The 20243-nt window shown below is 63.7% G+C and carries 15 protein-coding genes and 3 pseudogenes; 14 read left to right on the forward strand and 4 right to left on the reverse strand.

The genetic code is table 11. The features are described 5' to 3' along the window. The first annotated feature begins 89 nt into the window (after positions 1–89). Positions 90–1331 (forward strand): threonine synthase, encoded by a 1242-nt coding sequence (locus AB8Z38_RS05590; RefSeq protein WP_369723472.1) that lies wholly within the window; start codon positions 90–92, stop codon positions 1329–1331. A gap of 76 nt (positions 1332–1407) precedes the next feature. After that, entirely contained in the window at positions 1408–2379 is a 972-nt protein-coding gene (locus tag AB8Z38_RS05595; RefSeq protein WP_369723473.1) for a tripartite tricarboxylate transporter substrate binding protein BugD, read from the forward strand. Positions 2380–2579: 200 nt separating this feature from the next. Here the strand turns inward: AB8Z38_RS05595 and AB8Z38_RS05600 are convergent. Then, positions 2580–4738, reverse strand: a pseudogene (locus tag AB8Z38_RS05600) (transglycosylase SLT domain-containing protein). A gap of 321 nt (positions 4739–5059) precedes the next feature. On the opposite strand from AB8Z38_RS05600, the gene AB8Z38_RS05605 reads away from it, so the two are divergent. From AB8Z38_RS05605 to AB8Z38_RS05640, 8 genes are all read left to right on the forward strand, one after another. Then, positions 5060–6796, forward strand: coding sequence for an adenylate/guanylate cyclase domain-containing protein (locus AB8Z38_RS05605; protein WP_369723474.1), 1737 nt, complete (start codon positions 5060–5062; stop codon positions 6794–6796). Positions 6797–6902: 106 nt separating this feature from the next. Further along, the gene (locus AB8Z38_RS05610; protein ID WP_369723475.1) at positions 6903–7079 is read left to right on the forward strand and encodes a hypothetical protein; all 177 of its coding nucleotides are present in this window, start codon (positions 6903–6905) and stop codon (positions 7077–7079) included. Between the two features lie 220 nt (positions 7080–7299). Then, positions 7300–7512, forward strand: coding sequence for a hypothetical protein (locus AB8Z38_RS05615; protein ID WP_369723476.1), 213 nt, complete (start codon positions 7300–7302; stop codon positions 7510–7512). 152 nt (positions 7513–7664) lie between these two features. Next, positions 7665–7961, forward strand: coding sequence for a DUF1488 family protein (locus tag AB8Z38_RS05620; RefSeq protein ID WP_369723477.1), 297 nt, complete (start codon positions 7665–7667; stop codon positions 7959–7961). After that, the gene (locus tag AB8Z38_RS05625; RefSeq protein ID WP_369723478.1) at positions 7958–8185 is read left to right on the forward strand and encodes a CbtB domain-containing protein; all 228 of its coding nucleotides are present in this window, start codon (positions 7958–7960) and stop codon (positions 8183–8185) included. The genes AB8Z38_RS05620 and AB8Z38_RS05625 overlap by 4 nt, the downstream gene beginning before the upstream one ends. A gap of 10 nt (positions 8186–8195) precedes the next feature. Beyond that, positions 8196–8960 (forward strand): CbtA family protein, encoded by a 765-nt coding sequence (locus AB8Z38_RS05630; protein ID WP_369723479.1) that lies wholly within the window; start codon positions 8196–8198, stop codon positions 8958–8960. 359 nt (positions 8961–9319) lie between these two features. After that, complete coding sequence (gene ilvD, locus AB8Z38_RS05635; protein WP_369723480.1) at positions 9320–11044, forward strand: dihydroxy-acid dehydratase; 1725 nt, start codon at positions 9320–9322, stop codon at positions 11042–11044. Next, positions 11031–11855, forward strand: coding sequence for a tetratricopeptide repeat protein (locus AB8Z38_RS05640; protein ID WP_369723481.1), 825 nt, complete (start codon positions 11031–11033; stop codon positions 11853–11855). Before ilvD ends, AB8Z38_RS05640 begins: the two co-directional genes overlap by 14 nt. Positions 11856–11917: 62 nt before the next feature. On the opposite strand, the gene xth is transcribed toward AB8Z38_RS05640, so the two are convergent. Further along, complete coding sequence (gene xth, locus AB8Z38_RS05645) at positions 11918–12715, reverse strand: exodeoxyribonuclease III (protein WP_369723482.1); 798 nt, start codon at positions 12713–12715, stop codon at positions 11918–11920. A gap of 134 nt (positions 12716–12849) precedes the next feature. On the opposite strand from xth, the pseudogene AB8Z38_RS05650 reads away from it, so the two are divergent. Both AB8Z38_RS05650 and AB8Z38_RS05655 read left to right on the forward strand, forming a co-directional pair. Next, positions 12850–15179 (forward strand): annotated as a pseudogene (locus AB8Z38_RS05650) (ATP-binding protein). Between the two features lie 67 nt (positions 15180–15246). Then, positions 15247–16374 (forward strand): dienelactone hydrolase family protein, encoded by a 1128-nt coding sequence (locus AB8Z38_RS05655; RefSeq protein WP_369723483.1) that lies wholly within the window; start codon positions 15247–15249, stop codon positions 16372–16374. 158 nt (positions 16375–16532) lie between these two features. Here AB8Z38_RS05655 and AB8Z38_RS05660 read toward each other — a convergent pair whose 3' ends face one another. Further along, positions 16533–17435 (reverse strand): hypothetical protein, encoded by a 903-nt coding sequence (locus AB8Z38_RS05660; protein WP_369723484.1) that lies wholly within the window; start codon positions 17433–17435, stop codon positions 16533–16535. Positions 17436–17617: 182 nt separating this feature from the next. Between AB8Z38_RS05660 and AB8Z38_RS05665 the strand changes: the two are divergent. Further along, positions 17618–18294, forward strand: a pseudogene (locus AB8Z38_RS05665) (DUF4272 domain-containing protein). Between the two features lie 280 nt (positions 18295–18574). On the opposite strand, the gene erpA reads toward AB8Z38_RS05665, so the two are convergent. Next, positions 18575–18904: an iron-sulfur cluster insertion protein ErpA gene (gene erpA, locus AB8Z38_RS05670; protein ID WP_369723485.1), complete on the reverse strand. Its 330-nt coding sequence runs from the start codon at positions 18902–18904 to the stop codon at positions 18575–18577. Positions 18905–19020: 116 nt separating this feature from the next. On the opposite strand from erpA, the gene AB8Z38_RS05675 reads away from it, so the two are divergent. Then, the gene (locus tag AB8Z38_RS05675; RefSeq protein WP_369726752.1) at positions 19021–20235 is read left to right on the forward strand and encodes a deoxyguanosinetriphosphate triphosphohydrolase; all 1215 of its coding nucleotides are present in this window, start codon (positions 19021–19023) and stop codon (positions 20233–20235) included. Positions 20236–20243: the final 8 nt, after the last annotated feature.

The raw sequence follows: 20243 nt of genomic DNA on the forward strand, positions 1-20243 counted from the left end.
CCCCATACGGCGCGATGCGCCGCATGGCTCGCACCTCAGGGTGACGGTCTAGTAATGAATGGATCAGAATAAGAAGAGGAAATCACCCCATGCACGACAACGACAACCTCACCATCGAGCGTCCGACCTTCGTCACCCATCTCGAATGCGCGATGGAGGGCGACCACTACGCCGCTGACCAGGTCCACAACCTCTCCAAGGCCGGCAAGCCGCTGCTGGTGCGCTACGATCTTGCTGGCGTCAAGAAGTCGCTGACCAAGGACGCACTAAGCCAGCGCCCCGCCGACATGTGGCGCTACCGCGAGCTGATGCCCGTGCGCAAATGCAAGGACATCGTCTCGCTCGGCGAGGTCACGACGCCGCTGATCCGGCTGCCGAAGCTTGGCGCAAAGCTCGGTGGCGGCGAGATCATCGTGAAGGACGAGGGACGGCTCCCGACCGGCTCGTTCAAGGCGCGGGGCCTCGTGATGGCGGTGTCGATGGGCAAGGCGCTGGGCATCAAGCATATGGCGATGCCGACTAACGGCAATGCCGGCGCGGCGCTCGCGGCCTATGCGACGTCCTGCGGCATCAAGACCACGATCTTCTGTCCGGCTGACACGCCGGAGGTGAACGTCAGCGAGATCGAGCTTCAGGGCGCGACGGTTTACCGCGTCAACGGCTATATCGACGATTGCGGCAAGATCGTCGGCGAGGGGAAAACGAAAGTCGGCTGGTTCGACACCTCGACGCTGAAGGAGCCGTATCGCATCGAAGGCAAGAAGACGATGGGCCTCGAACTCGCCGAGCAGCTCGGCTGGGACGTGCCCGACGTGATCTTCTATCCGACCGGTGGCGGCACCGGCCTGATCGGCATGTGGAAGGCGTTTGACGAGCTGGAGAAGATCGGGTTCATCGGCTCGAAGCGCCCGCGCATGGTCGCGGTACAGGCCTCCGGCTGCGCGCCGATGGTGCGCGCGTACGAGGCCGGTACGGAGCATGCGACGCGCTGGGAGGACGCTCACACCATCGCGTCGGGCATCCGCGTGCCGCAGGCGATCGGCGACTTCCTGATCCTGCGCGCGGTGCGCGAGAGCAAGGGCTTTGCCATTGCGGTCGACGACGACAAAATTTCGTCGGCGCTCAACGAAGTCGCGCGCGAGGAGGGGCTGTTGCTGTGCCCGGAGGGCGCCGCCACCTACGCCGCTTACAAGGACAGCCTCGCCGATGGCCGCGTCAGCAAAAACGACCGCGTGATGCTGTTCAATTGCGCCACCGGTTTGAAATACCCGCTGCCGCCGGTGACCCGTACGCTCGATCGCCACAAGCCAATCGATTATTCGCAGTTCTAGAACTTCTCCCTCGCCCCGTTCCCCGTAAGCGCGGCGAGGTGAAGAAAAACAAAAGCGACAATGCTGGGAGAGAACAATGACCAAGGCCGTCTCGGCCGCACTGATCGGCATTCTCGCTCTCACTGCCGCCGCGCGCGCCGACAATTATCCCTCGCATCCCATCACCATCATCGTCCCGTTTGCGGCCGGCGGTCCGTCGGACGCAATGGCGCGGGTGCTGGCCGACCGGATGCGCGTCACTCTCGGTCAACCGCTGGTGATCGAGAACGTCACCGGCGCCGGCGGCTCGATCGGCGTCGGCCGCGCCGTGCATTCGGCGCCCGACGGCTACACCATCTCCTTCGGCCATCTCGGCACCCATGTGGCCAATGGCGCCGTCTACAAGCTCAACTACGATCTCGTCACCGATCTCGAACCTGTCGTGCTCTTGCCGAGCAACCCGATGATCGTCGTCAGCAAGAACGCGGTGCCGGCGACCTCGGTGAAGGAATTGCTGGCCTGGCTGAAGTCGCGACCGTCGCCGCCGACGGCCGGCACGGCTGGCGCAGGCTCCGGCAGCCATATCGCCGGCGTCTATTTCGAGAACGTCTCCGGCATCAAGCTGCAATATGTGCCGTATCGCGGCACCGCGCCTGCGCTGAACGATCTCATTGCCGGCCAGATCGACATCATCGTCGACCAGACCTCCAACTCCATCAACCAGGTCCGCGCCGGCACCATCCGCGCCTACGCCATCACCGACGACAAACGGCTTGCGTCCGCGCCGGAGATCCCGACCGCGGAGGAGGCGGGGCTGAAAGGCTTCAAGATGACGCTGTGGTCGGGCCTCTGGGTGCCGAAGGGTACGCCGAAGGAGATCGTGACCAAGCTCAACGCCGCCGCGGTGGAAGCGCTGAACGATCCCGCCGTGAAGAAGCAGCTCGAAAGCCAGGGCCTCGAGATGACACCTTCGGATCAGCTCACCCCCGAAGCCCTCGGCGCCCGCCAGAAGGCCGAGATTGCGAAATGGTGGCCGATCATCAAGGCGGCGAATATCACGGTGGAATGAAGGCGAACTCGCGTGTCTCGGCTCACTCTCCGACCTCATCCTGGGGAGGCCGTCACCGGGTCCGCGCAAAGCGCGGCCCGATGACAGGCTCCGCGGCCGTCTCGAAGGATCGCCGCGGGCGAGAGCGGGGGCCTTCATCCTTCGAGACGCCTGCCTCGCAGGCCCTCAGGATGAGGCGGTAGAGCGGATGCCCGCCAAACTTATTCCGGTCCCGTATATCCCACCGGCGTCGCCTTGGCGCTCGCATCATGCGTCACCACGCGCTGGTCGCTCTTCCCCGCCACCACGCCACTGCCCTCGAACCGCGCGCGATAGACCAGCACGTTCTCCATCACGCGCTGGACGTAGTTGCGCGTCTCCGACAGCGGAATGCGCTCGACCCAGTCGACCGGGTCGACCTTGGGATCGCGGGGGTCGCCATGCGCCTGCACCCATTCGCGCACCCGGCCTCGGCCGGCATTGTAGCCGGCGAAGGTCATGATCTGGCTGCCGTGATATTCCGACATCAGCGCGCTGAGCTCGGCCGCGCCCATCTGCGTGTTATAAACGGGATCGGAAACCATCCTGTCCCAGTCATACGTGACGCCGAAGCGCTTGGCGGTGTCGCGGCCGGCTTCCGGCGTCACCTGCATCAGGCCGACGGCGTTGGCGGCCGATTTGTCGCGCTGGTTGAACGAGCTTTCGGTGCGCGCCACGGAATAGATCACGCTGGTCTCGATCGCGGGCGCAACCTGCTTGTGCTCGGGAATGCCGATGGTCGGGAAGGCGTACTGGTCCAGCGCCAGCCCGCGTGCCAGCGCCGACTTGCCGATCTCAAGCATGACACGTGCATCGTTGCGTCGGCCGGCGAGTTCGGCGAGTCCATTGAGGGCGGCGACGTCGGTGCTCTCCTTGGCAAAATCCTCGGCGTAATAAAACACCAGGTCGCGCTCGCCGATCCCGTAGAGCATGTCGGCGGCGCGGACGCGCTCGTCCGCGGGCGGCGTGTCGGCTGAGGTCAGCACCGGCGAGGGCCCGCGCAGCTCGATTCCCTCGAGGCCAAGCCGTGCACGGGCAAGCTGGCCGTAATAGGCGGTTGGATAGCGCGCGGCCGCTTGATAACTCAGACGCGCGTCGGCCGTGGCGTTCATCGCCTCCGCCGCTCGGCCGCGCCAATAATGCGCCCGCGACAATGCGATCGGATTGGCCGAGCCCTCGTCGATCGCGGCGAAGTGCATCATGGCCGCCTTGGGATCGTCGAGATAGCGCAGTGCGATCCAGCCGCACATGAAGTGATAGTCAACGCGGTAGACCTCCATCTCCGGGATCGCGGCCGCGCGCACCACGTCATAGGCGGTCTTGAACTTGCCCTGGTCGAGCAGCTTTCGCGCAAGCAGGCGGCGCTCGCGCCACCACGCATCGGTGTCCTGGGCCGCCATCGTGTCGGGCGCGGCGGCCAAAATGACATCGGCAGCGTCGTCGATGTGGTCCTTCTGGAGCTGCCATTGCGCGCGGCACAGCACATAGCCGAGATCGCGGCGCGCCTCGGTGGAGACCTCGTCGAGATAGTCCTTGGCTTTGTTTTCCTTGCCGTTGACCGCGGCGCAGGCCTTGACGATCGCCAGCGCGTCCTCGCCGAGCCGCTTGGCGGCGCGCCGTGCACCGGCATAGTCCTTGGCGCCCAGGCGCTTGTCCATGCGGGCGCGATGATCCTCGGCGCTCAGGAGATCGTGGAACGCTTCGTAGAATCCTCCTCGCTGCGTTCGGACAATTCATCCGTGCGCCAGGCCTCGCGCACGAGACGTGCGGCCCTGTCGCTGTCGCCTTCCATGAGCAGCACGCGGGCGAGCGCAAATTTGCCTTTGGCGCTGGTCGGTCGGTCCATCGTGAATTTGTGCACGGTGGCTGCGTCGCTCTTTTCCTGCCACAGCCGCGCCTCGGCGCGCCGGCGCAGAAGCGCGCTGCTCGGCCAATCCGGATTGGCGGCGAGGAAGGCGGCGTAGCGCTTGAAATTCGCCGTGCTCTCGGAATGGCGCAGCATGAACCAGTCGGCGAGCTTTTGCCCGGCGGGATCGGCGATGCGGTCGCGCGCCGCGCTCGCCTCGTCGGTCTTGCCCTTGCGCGCGAGGTCGATGGCGTCCTTCAGCGCGGCGAGATCGCCCGTGAGCGGCGGCGGTGCCGGCTTGTCCGCGGGCTCATCGTCGTGCTTCTTCGATTTGCGTTTGGCCTCGGCATGCTTGCCGTGCTTGCCGGCCTTGGCCTCATGCGTCTTTTTCGACGCGGATGATTTGTGACTGCTCTTGGCTGCCAGCTCCGTCGGAACGAGCGCCAAGGCAGCCATGGCAACGACACACGCGAGCGAGCGTAGGCACTGGTTCATTGCGTGGTCCCCCTGCGAAACCAGTACAAACCAAATCCGCGACGACATGCGGCTCGAGAATCAAAACGCCATCAAAAACGGCGACGCAGCATCGTTTCGCATTCCTCACGCTTCCGCAACAATGCGGCAAAATACGGATGGACGGCGGGAACTTGTACAACGGGCGGTAGAACGGGCCTTTAATCTTCATTAACGAATAAGGCTGGTGCGACAGGAGAGGGCGGCGCTCGGGGCCGGAATTGGCCAGATTGCGCGTATTCCCGGGCCCAAAACCGGTGTATTGAGTTCCATATCCGTCCTTTCAGCGTTTGCCCCGCACATATGCCGATTTTCAACCAGTCGATCCGTCGCAAGATCGTCGGGATCGCCCTCGGGCTGATCGTCCTGATGCTGGTCACCTCTGTCCTGTCGATGGTGATGTCCAGCCAGGTCGGCATCCTCCTGGACGAGCTGACCAACCGCTATATCCCGGCCTATGGAGATCTGGCACGTGCCAATATCCATTCGCTGGAGCGGGCGGTGGCGCTGCGGCGGATGGTGATGACGAAGATGGAGTCTCCGACCGACGAGGAGACCTATGCGGCGCGCCTTCACGAGTTCGAGGAGGCCGACCGCAACATCGAGCAGGAGGCCGAGAGCGCGCGCAAGAACATCAACGCGATCATCGACGATCCCCGGACCCCGTCCGACAATGCCGCGCTGGCGCGGATCGAGACCCGGATCGAGACCGCGGTCAGCGAGCTGCGCCGCGATCAGAGCCAGGACCACGCAAAGCTGCTCAAGCAGATCGACGCCAAGCAGATGGTGGAGGCCCGCAGCACGCTCGAGCACATCGATGCGTTGCGCGATCAGTTCAACCAGAAGATCGACGCGATCCGCGGCGACATGCTGAACCAGGTTTTTTTCAGCACGTCGCAGGTGACCCGCCACCAGCGCCAGGCGATCATCATTTCGGGCATCGTGACCCTGCTTGCGGCGATTGTCGGCTTCGCCTTTGCGCTGCTGGTCAGTGGCGGCATCACGCGCCCGGTGCGGCTCTTGCTCGCCGGCACCCGCGAGGTCGAGGCGGGGCGTTTCGACAAGACCATCGCCGTCTCGACCCAGGACGAGATCGGCGAGCTCGCCGCCGCCTTCAACCGCATGGTCGAGCAGTTGCGCCAGAACGAGCGCATCCGCGAGACGTTTGGCCGCTACATCGATCCCAAGGTGGTGCAGGGGCTGATCGACCGGCCGGAGGTCGCCGTCGACGGCCAGCGCCGGGTGATGACCATCATGTTCTGCGACATGAGCGGCTTCACCTCGATGAGCGAGGGCATGACCCCGCGCGGCCTGGTCAAGGTGATGAACCACTATTTCACGCTCATGTCCGGTCCGATCAGGAGCAATCGCGGCATCATCGACAAGTATATCGGGGACGCCATCATGGCCTATTGGGGGCCGCCCTTCGTGGAGGAGGACGAACAGGCTCTCCTTGCCGGCGCTGCAGCAATCGAGATGACCGATCAGGTGCCCGCACTCCAGAAGCAGCTGCCCGACCTGCTCGGAATCCGCACCATGCCGGCGCTTTGCGACCTGCGGATCGGCATCGCCACTGGCGAGGTCCTGACCGGCAGCATCGGCTCCGAGCTGATGATGAGCTTTACGGTCATGGGCGACGCGGTGAACCTCGCCTCGCGGCTGGAGGCCGTCAACAAGCTCTACGGCACTCGCATCTTGATCTCGCAGGCAACCGCGGATGCGATCGGATCGCGCCTGGAGCTGCGCGAGATCGACCGTCTTGCGGTCGTCGGCCAGAGTGCACCGCAGCCGGTTTTCGAGGTGATGGGCAGGACAGGCGCGCTCGCCGCCTCGCAGGGGAACCTGCGGCAGCGTTACGCCGAGGGGCTCGCCGCCTACCGCGCGTGCCGCTTCGATGCCGCACGCACCGCGTTCAACGCCGCGCTGGAGAGCGTCCCGGGCGACGGCCCGTCGCTGACGATGCTCGCCCGCATCGCGCAGTTCGAGGCCAGTCCGCCGCCGGCCGATTGGGACGGCGCCTGGCGGATGGAGAGCAAATAGAAGTCTGCGCCGGGAAAAATTGATTCTACCCGATAACGATGTTGGCCATGACGTATTTCGCGGGCTTAGGCTTGTCGTCCTTGAGGCGTTTGATGGGGATACGCCGATGACTGATCTTGAGGACAGGTTGGAACGGTTCGAGACGCTCACCGCCGAATGCGAGTTGATCACGAAGCTCGCCACCGACAGCCGGAAGCGCGAGTTTTACCTGAAGCTTTCGGAACAATACCGCATGCTGGCGATGGATATGCGGCAGGCAATCGCGACCAAGGCCGCAGCCTGACCACGCTGAGAGGCGTCAGTCGGATCGAAGCTGGATGCCGGGCATCCCTGTCTTTACGGGATCTCGCGCGATCGCAAGCCGTTCTTAACGTTTGGCACGCATCCTCAAAGCGGATGTGAGGGATCTTCGTGGCGATTCCTCACGCTGGGAATGCCGGGGCTCATTGCGATGCAGTGACCTCCGCGAACGTCGCTTTGCCGTTGGCTCACGGTGCGGTCCCATGCGTCTTCTTGCGGTCATCATTTTCGCGCTCATGACGGCGGCCTGCAATCAGGAGCAGGACGTCACCGGCTCGACCGCGGTTTGCCAGCTGCGGAACTTCAGCTCCTATAATCCCCGCGACATGAACCAGTGCGTCAACGCCTGCAAGTCGTGCGATCACGGCAACACGGTGACCTGCACCACCTCCTGCACGCTCAAGGGCGCGCACTGAGGACCGCACGAGGTGCTTGGCCGCATCGCGGCAGTTCATCTCCCGGCCAATGTGCTAGGATGGCCATCCATGGCCGCCGACATACAATCGCCTCACGCAAACCGTTTCCGGCTTCACCCGATCGCCCTCGCTCGCGGGCGTGCGATATCGACTTGAGCGACGAAGCTCAATGGCGTGACGACATCGCCTCCCTGGCCTTTCCGGTCGGGGGGCACGGCGCATTTTGCGCCGTGCATCGCGGCGCATTCCGGACCTTGATCGGCGCGGAGCCCTCGCCGCAGGATTGCCTCGGCTATTTCCGCCGCTACGAGACCGCATTCCGCGAGGCGGCTCGCGCCAAGATCGCCCGCAAGGGCATTTCGCAGGGGACAAGCCTGCATCTTACCAGTCGCGACGTTGCCCGGAAGCTGATAGAAGACCACCAAATCGCCCACGGAGAACAGTCATGAGCCAATCCCAGTTGTCGAATGCCCAGTTCTCGAACGCCCAGTTCTCGAATGCTCAGGTCGCGCATTTGCCGATCGCCGCCGGGCAGGTGGGACGGCTTTCGCAGGCTCTGATGGCCATGGTGCTGGGCCTGTTCGTCGTCGGCGTGGTTGGATTCTCGCATATCGACGTCGTCCACAACGCCGCGCACGACGTGCGCCATTCGAACGCCTTCCCCTGCCACTAACCGGGGCGGCATGAGCACGTTTCGTTCGATCGTTTTCTCCTCGATCATTGCCGGTTTCATCGTTGGTCTCGTTGTCACGGTCGCCCAGCAGTTCGGTACCGTCCCCCTGATCCTGAAAGCCGAGGTCTACGAGAAGGCCGCGGCGACCCATCTGCATGAGGCCGTGGCGGCGCCGCAGGCGGCCGCAGCCGGCCATGACCATGCAGCTCATGACCACGCTTCCCATGATCATGGCGCCGAAGCGTGGGAGCCGCGCGATGGGTTTGAGCGCAACGCCTACACGGCTGGCGCGAACGTGCTGACTGCGATCGGCTTCGCGCTGCTCCTGGCTGGGTTCTTCGCCATCCGCAGCGGTGCGACTGGCGAAACAGTCTCGTGGCATCAGGGCCTGATGTGGGGATTGGCGGGCTTTGCCGTATTCACCATCGCCCCCGGTCTCGGCTTGCCGCCGGAGCTGCCGGGCGTGCCGGCCGCAGCGCTCGTGTCGCGCCAGATCTGGTGGACGGCCGCTGTGCTGTCGACCGCTGCGGGCCTGGCCTTGATCGTCTTCCGCCGTTCGGTGCCGGCGGCCATTGCAGGCGTGATCCTGCTGCTCTTGCCCCACCTGATCGGCGCGCCCGAGCTGGAGCATGTCGAGACCAACGTGCCGTCCTCGCTGTCGCATCAGTTCGTCACCGCGGTCACGGCGACGAGCCTGGTGTTCTGGACCCTGCTCGGTGCTGCGACCAGCGCGATCTTCGCGCGTTTCGACCATGGCGCGGATGTGCGCGCCTAGACCCGGCTGGACGCCGATCGCGACTCACCTCAACTCGCCCCGGGACGGGTAAAGGGGCGCCGGCCTGCTCTAAAATCTGAGGTTGTGGACGCTCTCTCCACGAGGGTATCGCAGTAAGCTTATCCGTGTCCTCTGAGCCACGATTGTGCTGTCTATGCAACATTCACGGGCGATTTAACCCTCATCGCAGTCGGTTCGCATGGACGCCGCTTTTTGGCCACACCCAAACATGAATAAAATCACTCGAATTATTGAGGGGCAGCGGCAACCGACGAAGGCGGCGGGAAATCCCAAGGTCGATTCAAATCTTGGCTCTGATTTTCCGGGTCTGAAAGGGTTAGCCGAGGAAACTGGTCGCGATGGACGCGAAGGCCAACATCAAGCAGAGGCTGCCGAGCCGTCACGTGACGGAAGGTCCCACGCGCGCGCCGCATCGCTCCTATTTTTACGCGATGGGTCTGACCACCGAACAGATCCACCAGCCCTTCGTCGGCGTCGCCTCATGCTGGAACGAGGCTGCCCCCTGCAACATCTCGCTGATGCGCCAGGCGCAGGCGGTGAAGAAAGGCGTGGCGTCGGCCGGCGGCACGCCGCGTGAATTCTGCACCATCACCGTCACCGACGGCATCGCCATGGGCCACGACGGCATGCGCTCCTCGCTGCCGTCGCGCGAATGCATTGCCGACTCGGTCGAGCTGACCGTGCGCGGCCACGCCTACGACGCTCTGGTCGGGCTCGCCGGCTGCGACAAGTCGCTTCCGGGCATGATGATGGCGATGGTCCGCCTCAACGTGCCGTCGATCTTCATCTATGGCGGCTCGATCCTGCCCGGCAATTTTCGCGGTCAGCAGGTCACCGTGCAGGACATGTTTGAAGCCGTCGGCAAGCACTCCGTCGGCGCGATGTCGGATGAGGACCTCGACGAGATCGAGCGCGTGGCGTGCCCCTCCGCCGGCGCCTGCGGTGCGCAGTTCACCGCCAACACCATGGCGACCGTCTCCGAGGCGATTGGGCTCGCGCTGCCTTACTCTGCCGGTGCTCCCGCACCCTACGAAATCCGCGACGCCTTCTGCATGACCGCGGGCGAGAAGGTGATGGACCTGATCGCGTCCAACATCCGCCCGCGCGACATCGTCACGCGCAAGGCGCTGGAGAATGCCGCGGCCGTTGTCGCGGCCTCCGGCGGCTCGACCAATGCTGCGTTGCACCTACCAGCGATCGCGCATGAGGCCGGCATCAAGTTCGATCTGTTCGACGTCGCCGAAATCTTCAAAAAGACACCATATGTCGCGGATTTGAAGCCGGGTGGCCGTTATGTCGCCAAAGACATGTTTGAAGTTGGTGGCATACCGCTTCTGATGAAGACGCTGCTCGACAACGGATTTCTCCACGGCGACTGCATTACGGTCACCGGTCGAACGATCGCCGACAACCTCAAGAGCGTGAAGTGGAATCCGCACCAGGACGTGGTGCACCCGGCAGACAAGCCCATCACCGTCACCGGTGGTGTGGTCGGTCTGAAGGGAAATCTGGCGCCAGAAGGTGCGATCGTGAAAGTCGCGGGAATGTCCAACCTGAGGTTCACCGGTCCGGCTCGCTGCTTCGACCGGGAGGAGGACGCGTTCGAGGCCGTCCAGAACCGCACGTACCGCGAAGGCGAAGTCATCGTGATCCGTTACGAGGGCCCCAAGGGCGGCCCCGGCATGCGGGAAATGCTCCAGACCACCGCGGCGCTGACCGGCCAGGGCATGGGCGGCAAGATCGCGCTCATCACCGACGGCCGCTTCTCCGGCGCCACCCGCGGCTTCTGCATCGGCCATGTCGGGCCCGAAGCTGCCATTGGCGGCCCGATCGCCCTGTTGCAGGACGGCGACATCATCGAGATCGATGCCGTTGCCGGAATCCTTAACGTAAAATTGAGCGACGCCGAGCTCGCTCAACGCAAGACCAAATGGAGCCCTCGCGCGACTAACCATACGTCGGGCGCGCTCTGGAAATATGCTCAGCAGGTTGGGCCAGCGGTCGATGGGGCAGTGACCCATCCGGGTGGCGCGCACGAGAAACAGTGTTATGCGGACATCTAGGCGTACCATCGTTGCGTTTGTGTTGGGGGCTAGCGTGCTGGCTATGCCGGCGCTCGCCTTTGACGGCGCGCCGGTCAACCAGAAGGATGCGACCATCCCCGTGGTGACCACGTTGCCGGGCGCAGCCGGCGCGGTGCGCAAGTCGGCGCCCCCGGTCGCGACCCAGGAAACAACCCTCAGCGCGCTGCAATATGCCGCCGAGGGCGGCCATCCGATCGCGCAGTGGAAGCTCGGCCGCATGTACGCCAATGGCGACGGTGTGGCCCAGGACGACGTGCGCGCCTTCGAATATTTCAGCCGGATCGCCAACGCGCATGCCGAGGACAGCCCGTCGGCGCCGCAGGCGCAGGTCGTGGCCAACGCTTTCGTGGCCCTCGGCCGTTATTATCTGAGCGGGATCCCGAACTCGAAGGTCAAAGCCGACCCGGACCGGGCGCGGGAGATGTTCTCCTATGCCGCGTCCTATTTCGGCAACGCGGATGCGCAGTACGATCTCGCCCGGCTCTACCTGAAGACGCCGGACGCCTCGCGCGAGGATTTCCGCTACGGCGCGCGCTGGCTCGGCCTCGCCGCGCAGAAGGGCCAGCATGAGGCGCAGGCGCTGCTCGGACAGATGCTGTTCAACGGCGACCGCCTGCCGCGGCAGGCCGCGCGTGGCCTGATGTGGCTAACCTTGGCGCGAGACAGCGCCGGCGCCGACGAGACCTGGATCAAGGAAAACTACAACCGCGCCTTGGCCAAGGCCTCGGACGACGACCGCGCCATGTGCCTGCAAATGCTGGAGCAGTGGGTGCAGGGCCGCCACGAGTGAGCCTTTAGAACGTTTTCGAGTGAAGTGGGCACCGGTTCGCGTAAAGAAAACGCGAGGCGGCGTCACGCCGCCTCCAGATCCAGATCCGCCCACACCGGCACGTGGTCCGAGGGCTTCTCCCAGCCACGCACATAGCTGTCGATGCCGACATTGGCGAGCCGGTCACTGGCCTGCGGCGACAACAGCAGATGGTCGATCCGCAGGCCCTGGTTCTTCTGCCAGGCCCCGGCCTGGTAGTCCCAGAAGGTGTAGAGCCCGGGCTCGTCGGTCACCGCCCGCAGCGCATCGGTCAGGCCGAGGCCGAGCAGCGACTGAAAGCTCTCCCGTGTCTCGGGCTTGAACAAGGCGTCCTCGATCCAGGCGGCGGGATTGTGCACGTCGCGGGCGGCTGGAATGACGTTGAAGTCACCGGCGAGGATCAACGGCTCCTCGGCTTTGAGCCGTTCCTTCGAATACTCAAGAAGCCGCGACATCCAATTGAGCTTGTAGGGGTATTTCTCGGTCCCGACGGGGTTGCCATTGGGCAGATAAAGACAGGCTATGCGTAACACCCCGCGCTTGAGCGTCACCACGCCCTCGAGGAAGCGGGCATGCGCATCCTCGTCGTCGCCGGCGAGCCCCGACTTGGTCTCGTCGAACGGCAGTTTTGAGAGGAGAGCGACGCCGTTGAACGTCTTCTGCCCGTGCGTGACCACGTTGTAGCCGAGCGCCTCGATCTCCAGCCGCGGGAACGCCTCGTCGACGCATTTGATCTCCTGGAGGCAGACGATGTCGGGCTGGCACTCCCTGAGCCAGGTCAGGAGAAGATCGATCCGCTGCCGGACCGAGTTCACGTTCCAGGTGGCTACTCTGATGGACATTGCGGGAAGCTCCAGACGAGGGGCCTCGTTAGAACAAACTGCAAACGCGCCCGTCAAGGACGCCGCAAAAACTCCCACAAAATTAACCCGCCTTAAGCAGGCCGCAGGCCATTGGTGCGGAAGAGGTTCCGCGGATGGGATGGCCCGACAAATCCACCAAGCAGACTGAGCCGCAAGACGGCCTGATCGGCACGTTCCTGTATTGGCTGGGCGGCTTCGGGATCGAGGACGGTCTGACCGCCAATCTCAGCGAGCGCGAGCAGCGTCGCATCCGTGCCAAGCAGATCGAGGCGGTGACGCGGCTGATCCCGGTGGCGATGGCCGTGACCATGCTCAATGTCGCCATCGTCCTGATCCTGTTCTGGGGCAGGGGTTGGAACGACTTCCTCGCGATCTGGGGCCTGACGCTCGCGACCACAGTCTCGCTCGCGGTTCGCGACTGGCGACGCTCTCATCAGCGCCCGCCCCACGAGGCCTCATCCGCGCAGCGCGGCAGATGATGCGCCAGGCATTCTTCCTTGCCGCGATCTGGGGCGCGCTGCCGCTGGCGCTGTTTAGCCGCCTGGAGCCGACCAGCCAGCTGGTCCTGGCCTGCCTGATGGTCGGCATGATGTCCGGCGGTGCCTTCACGCTCTCGACCTTCCCACGCGCCGGCCTCGTCTATCTCGCGACCATGACCGTTGCCTGCGCCGGCGCGATGCTGTTGTGCGGTGGTGGTCCGTACGCCCTGACCTCAGTGCTCCTGTTGCTGTTCGCGTTCTTCATGGCGCGCAACATCGTCTCGCAAGGCAATCTCTTCCTCGGCAACCTCAAGGCACAGCTCGAGCTGGAACGGCAGACCGAGATCATCTCGCTGCTGCTCAAGGATTTTCAGGAGAACGCCAGCGACTGGCTGTGGCAGACCGATGCCGAGGGGCGTCTCACCGACGTGCCCGAACGCTTTGCTGACGTCGCGCAGCTGCCGCTCCAGCTCCTAAAGGGATCGCATTTTGCCGACGTGCTCGACATGCTCTGCCCCGACGACAAGGCGGCTGCCTACAACGTCGTCGGCCTGATGGATCACGTCGAACCGCTGCACGAGATGAACATCAAGGTCGTTGCCGGCGGCGAGGCGCGGCTTTGGTCGCTGACGGCGAAGCCAGCCTACGACCGCGATGGTCAGTTCCTCGGCTACCGTGGTTTCGGCCGCGACGTCACCGAGCGGTGGCGCGCGGAAAAGGCCGAGGCCGAGAGCCGTGCGAAATCGGATTTCCTGGCGGTGATGAGCCATGAAATCCGCACGCCCATGAACGGTGTGCTCGGGCTTGCCAGCATGCTGCTCGAGACCAAGCTTGATCCGGAGCAGCACGATGCCGTCGCCAGCATTCACCAGTCCGGCGACAATCTCCAGCGCATCCTCAACGACATCCTCGATCTTTCCAAGCTCGAAGCTGGACGTTTCACGTTCGAGGCGATCGACTTCGCCCCGCAAATGCTGGTCGAGACGGTTGCTGCCATCGTGCGCGCCGGCGCCAAGAGCAGGGGGCTTGCGGTCAAGGTCGAGCTCGACCCGAACCTGCCGCCGACCCTGCGCGGTGACGTCGCGCGCATCCGCCAGGTGCTGCTCAACCTCGCCTCCAACGCGGTGAAGTTCACGGATCAAGGCGAGGTGACGATATCAGCCACTTGCCAGGCTCGCCGCGACCTGCTCGCCACCGTCGAATGGACTGTGACCGACAGCGGGATCGGCATCGCGCCCGAGAAGCTCGGCCAGCTCTTCAGTGACTTCGCGCAGGCCGACGCCTCGATCAGCCGTCGCTTCGGCGGCACCGGGCTTGGGCTGGCGATCTCGCGGCGCATCATCGAGCAGATGGGCGGCACCATCGGCGTCACCTCGACGCCGGGCGAGGGCTCGAGCTTCAGCTTCACACTGGTGCTGCCCTGGAGCCAGGTGCAGGCATCCGACCAGAACGCGGACCGCGACGAAGCCGACGAGCTCAAGGTTCGGATTGCCGGGCTCGATCGGTCGTTGAAGGTGCTGGTCGCGGAGGACGATGCGGTCAACCGCATGGTCGTGAGCAAGATGCTGGGTGCCTTCGACGTCGAGCTGCGCGTCGTGACCGACGGCGTTGAAGCCGTCGAGGCGGTCTCAGACGGCGACTACGATGTCGTGCTGATGGACGTGCGCATGCCCGAGATGGACGGCCTCGCCGCGACCCGCGCGATCCGCGCCGAGGGCGGACGCTTCGCGGCCTTGCCGATCATCGCGCTGACCGCCAATGCCTTCCCCGAGGACGTCAAGATCTGCCGCGAGGCCGGCATGTCGGATTTCCTCGCCAAGCCGCTGCGCAAACCCGCGCTGGTCGCGGCTCTGCTGCGCGCGCTTGATGGACATGGGATGGCGGAAGACGCGCCACTCCAGCCGGAGCTCTTGCCGGTCGAGGTGGAGTGGACCGATGAGGAAAGGCAGATGACGGGGGCGTAGGCGTTAACCCCGTGCATGAATATGCGTGTCGCATCGGTTGGCCGGACGCAGGCAATTCAGATGCACCGTGTTACCTTTCAGCGCCATGCGCCTGGTTGCCCTGCTTCTGATCTTGTTCACCGCCTCCGCCCGCGCCGGCGACGGGCCGCTGATGAGCGCGCATATGATGTTGCCTGTCGTGATCTCCGGCAACAAAGTGTCGCTGGAAAGCTTCGTCATTCGTCCTGATCGCCCCGGCAAATTTCCTCTCGTCGTGATCACTCACGGAATGCCTCACGGTGTCGGCGAGGAATTCTTCACTGAAATCCTCAACCGCTCTCCGGTCGACTACAACAAGGCCGCCGTTGCCTTCGCCCAGCGAGGATATGCAGTGGTCTCGATCATGCGTCGTGGCTATGGCCGATCCGGGGGCGGGTTCTCCGAGTCTTTGCGGCAGGCCTGCGACTATCTTCCGGCCGTGCGCTCTGCCAGCGACGATGTCATTGCGGCGGTCGCTTCACTGCGTCGTGAGCCCTGGGTCGACGCTGAGCATGTTGTCTTGCTTGGTCATTCCGTTGGGGGGCTCACGGTGATGGCCGTCGCCGGACAGAACATACCGGGGGTCGTCGGCGCCGTGAATTTTGATGGCGGTCGGAATAGCTTCTCCGCACCCAACCAACCTTGCTCGCCTGATAATTTGGTCGATACAGTCGCCGCATTGGGGCGCACGGCCCGTATCCCCGTGCTTTGGCTCTATGCCGAGAACGATCAATTCTACGGTCCAGACTTGGCACGGCGCATGTTCGCGGCCTACAGCGCTGGCGGTGCGCCCGCGCAGTTGCATGTGCTGCCTCCGTTCGGATCGAACGGCCACAATACCGTCATGCTCGCGCCGGCAGACACCTGGTTTCTGTCCGTCGACCCCTTTCTTGAAAAGTTAGGTCTTCCAGCCAGGACTGTCGTAGAGGCGCCGTTGTTCGCACAGCTGCCAATCCCGCCGGGGGCTGTCGCCGCGTGCCAGGAATCGTTCGCGGCCTACCTCGCCAATCCCGATGATGCCAAGGGCTTCGCGGTGAGCACGCGCGGCCACTGCGGGACTGGATTTGGCCGCACAGCTCTCGAGGCGCGCGAGCCTGCGTTGATGAAATGCAAGATCAATTCGCGCGGCGACGATTGCAGTCTTTACGCGGTCGGACAGAAGCTTGCGGGGGATTGAACCACAGTCCATGCGATCCTTTGCAAGATGCGGAATCTGACTCTGGCCCATTGTGACGAAGTGCACCGCAGCACGGCTTGGTTGCTGTTGGAGCAGAGCGAGCGCGAACCAGTACTCTATCCAGGTGGACGACAGCCGTCAGTGTAAACGCGCCGCCGCTACAGTTTTCCATGGACTCGCGCGGCGACCACCTTCAGGCGCTCGACCGAGCCGGACTCCGGATGCGGCTTGACCGGCGCGAACAGGATCGAAGCCTGCCTGCCGTTCTTCCAGACGAAGATGTTGACGGCGTTGCCGTTGCCCTTGGTGCAGGAATGCTCGCCGAACGCTTCACTGCCGAGCTCGGGGATCGCGACGTGCTGGCACGGGCCGGTGCGTTTCATCATGCTGACGGCCGTGTCGCGCGAGATCGCGATCACCGCGACTGCCATGGTGTTGGCTTCGCGATCGAACATCATGCAGCTTCCTGCGCCGGTCCGCTGGACCTGCAGCGTGCTCTTGTCGAGAAAGCCGTCGGCATCGGCGGCCGTGAGCCATTCGCAAGTGCCGAACCGCTCGCTGGTCTTGCTCACATTGCCAATGGCGACGCGCGCGGCTTGGGTGGTCGGTCCGAGCAGTGCGTCGTCGGCACGCCGGCCGATCGGATAGACGCTGATCTGCAGAATGTAGTCGCCGGACAGAGCAACGACGGAGGCCTCCTGGCGCTCCGCGCCGGCCGCGCTCGTTCCGCCCTGGCCTTCGTCGCCGATACCGGACACCGCGTTAAGCGGCATGCGCTCGCCAAGCGTTTTGACGAAGGTCGCGTACAATTCCTTGGCGCGGTCCTTGTCGGGATTGCGGAACACGGTCAACATCATGGTGTCGCCGCGTCCGCCCTGGTAGATGCAGCCGCGGCCGTCCTGATTTGAAATCAGCGACCATTTGAGCGCCGGCATCGCGCCAGCGAGCTCCTGGGTGCTGATGAACGGGCAGGGCTCAGTAGCGTGCACGGGAAGCACCGGGATGGCTGCGATTGCAAGGAATAGAACGAAGCAACAGAACAGACGATCGATCATGCGCATTTGATAATTGACTTCCGCTATTGGTACGCCACGGCCGATCAAGATGGGCACTATTGCTTCGCCGTGGCGCTATGATGCCGCAGTCAGGCATGCGCTCCAAGCGGCAGCATGCTCGATCTTGTCGCGGGGCGAGGATGTCTCGTGATATTGTATGTTTGACAAGCGTTGGGGGCATTGGCGCGATGAACGGGAGGGTGTCAACGGAGAATGGGGCGATCTCAGCGGAAGCTATTGATAGAAGGCGCAGATCAGAGAGGATCCTTCAAGCCGAGGGCGTACCTTTCTTTGCTGCATTACCGGTTATTGAGACCACGGCTGAGGCGCTGAAGCGATCTAAAGAAGAAGTCGCGCTGCGCACTCTTTGTCTCCTTTTCGTTGCTGCAAAAGGCGAAGGACTTGACGAGGAGTTAGTTGAACGAATTCTAGAAACATATGAACTCCGGCCACATCTAACCCCCAAGGAGCTCTCCTTCGTGCTCGACAATTCTCCCTCGCAGCACGACCGAATTCAATTCACTTGGAGGCACGAAGCCGCCTGGACTCTGCTTTGGGCATTGGGCTTCGTTGCGCAACTAGGCAAGCCAGCGCAGATTTGCGATGTGGAATTCGCCGCAGGGACAATGGCCGAAAGGACAACCTCTCAATTCATCGAAGACCCGAACTTCGTCCGATCGCCGAGATTCTTGATCAGGCCGATCTGATCTACAGGTATCACTGGGCTGTTACGAACGCCCGTATCAAAGGACAGCAGGTACCGGCAGCTCTAGATCCTGGCGTCACCCAAGAAAGACACTATGCTTTGAACTGGCTTGTCGGATACAGCGAACAACCGTGGGATCAGGTCACGACTGACACTTAACCACCATTCAGAATCTGCGGACGGCTCGCTAAGCCAAACTTGCGCGATCGCTCAATCTCGTCGATTTGCGATGTGGACTGCGCCAGGGGCCGCATCGGCGTTGGGCTGTATCGAACCCACCACGTGTGTGCGCCGTCGAGCCCCCGTTGGGGACCTCGCGATGATCACACATTACCCCTGTTTTGCCCGACGCGTCAAATGATTTTCGCAAAAGCCGAAATGCGCGGTGGCGGCATCCCGGCTACTTTGCATGGGGTTGTTCTTCAGATTTTGAGTTGGGCTAGATCGAGAAACTGGTTCCGCAGCCGCAGGAGGCGGTCGCGTTCGGATTGTTGACGCGGAACGAGGCACCGATCAGGTCGTCGACGAAATCGACCTGCGATCCCGCCAAAAACGGCTGGGACGCGGAATCGACCAGCACCACCGCATTGTCCTGCTCGATCACGAGATCATCGTCGGTGCGGGCACGGTCAATGTCGAACTTGTACTGGAAGCCGGAGCAGCCACCGCCCTCGACCGAGATCCGCAGCATCGCGCCAGACCCTTCGCCCTTGAGGATCTCCCCGATCCGGCGCGCGGCCTTGGCACTGATGGTCACGTCAGTCGTCATGGTTCGTCTCCGATCGTCCGGCGGTCATATCAAGGTCAATTGCCCAATTCGATTGGTATCCCGCACGCGACATAGTTATGTGTCACCATACGCAGAATCAAATGGATAGGGACTAAATTCGCCGTGTCCGTCGGAATGGCTGCCCCCGCGCATCCTATGCCTGTGACCCCGATCGCAGCCGCGGCCGGCTGGTCGCGGAGCCGCCGAGCCAGACCCGCAGCCCGTTCCGGCGGGATTGCGACCGGGTGATCCACTCCACCGCGTTCCGCCGCCTGAAGTACAAGACCCAGGTGTTCGTGTTCCACGAGGGCGACCATTACCGCACCCGGCTGACCCACTCCCTGGAGGTGGCGCAGATCGCCCGTGCACTGGCGCGTCAGCTCGGGCTGGACGAGGACCTCACGGAAACATTGGCGCTCGCCCACGATCTCGGCCATCCGCCGTTCGGACATGCCGGCGAGCGGGCGCTGGATGCCTGCCTGAAGGATTTCGGCGGCTTCGACCACAACGCCCAGACCTTGCGCGTCGTCGCTTCGCTGGAGCACCGCTACCCCGAGTTCGACGGTCTCAACCTGACCTGGGAGTCGCTGGAAGGCATCGTCAAGCACAACGGGCCGCTGACGGATGGCAGCGGTGCGCCGGTCGGGCGCTACCGTGAGCACGGCGTTCCCGTCGGGATCGCCGACTACGTCAAGACATACGACCTCGAGCTCTGGAGCTTCGCCTCGCTTGAAGCGCAGGTCGCGGCGATTGCCGACGACATCGCCTATGACGCCCATGACATCGACGACGGCCTGCGTGCCGGCTTGTTCCACCTCGACGATCTCAAGGTGATGCCGCTCACCGCCGAGATCATCGCCGAGACCTCTGCGCATTATCCTGGTCTCGAAGACGTCAGACGCGGCGCCGAACTGGTGCGCGAGCTGATCTCGCATCTGATCGGCGCGGTATTCGCGGAAGCGCAGAAGAACCTTGCCGCGGTCAGGCCGCTATCGGCCGAAGATGTGCGCGGGCAGAGCCGGGCGGTCATCTCCTTCCCGGCGGCGGTCGCCGAGGAGGAGGCCGCGATCAAGCGCTTTCTCTACCAGCATATGTACCGCCACAAGCGGGTGGTGCGGGTGATGCGGGAGGCGGAACAGATCCTGTTCGACCTGTTCGCAAAATACCTGACATCCCCGGGCGAACTGCCGCCGGAATGGCTGGTGGAGGCGGAGGGGGACGACGAGGCCGACCGGGCCCGCCGGATCGGCAATTTCATTGCCGGAATGACCGACCGTTTCGCCCTGACCGAGCACCAACGGCTCTTTGACTCGACCCCGGATTTGCGTTAGGCGGCGGC

Origin of the sequence: Bradyrhizobium sp. LLZ17 (assembly GCF_041200145.1) — a bacterium.
Lineage (GTDB): Bacteria > Pseudomonadota > Alphaproteobacteria > Rhizobiales > Xanthobacteraceae > Bradyrhizobium.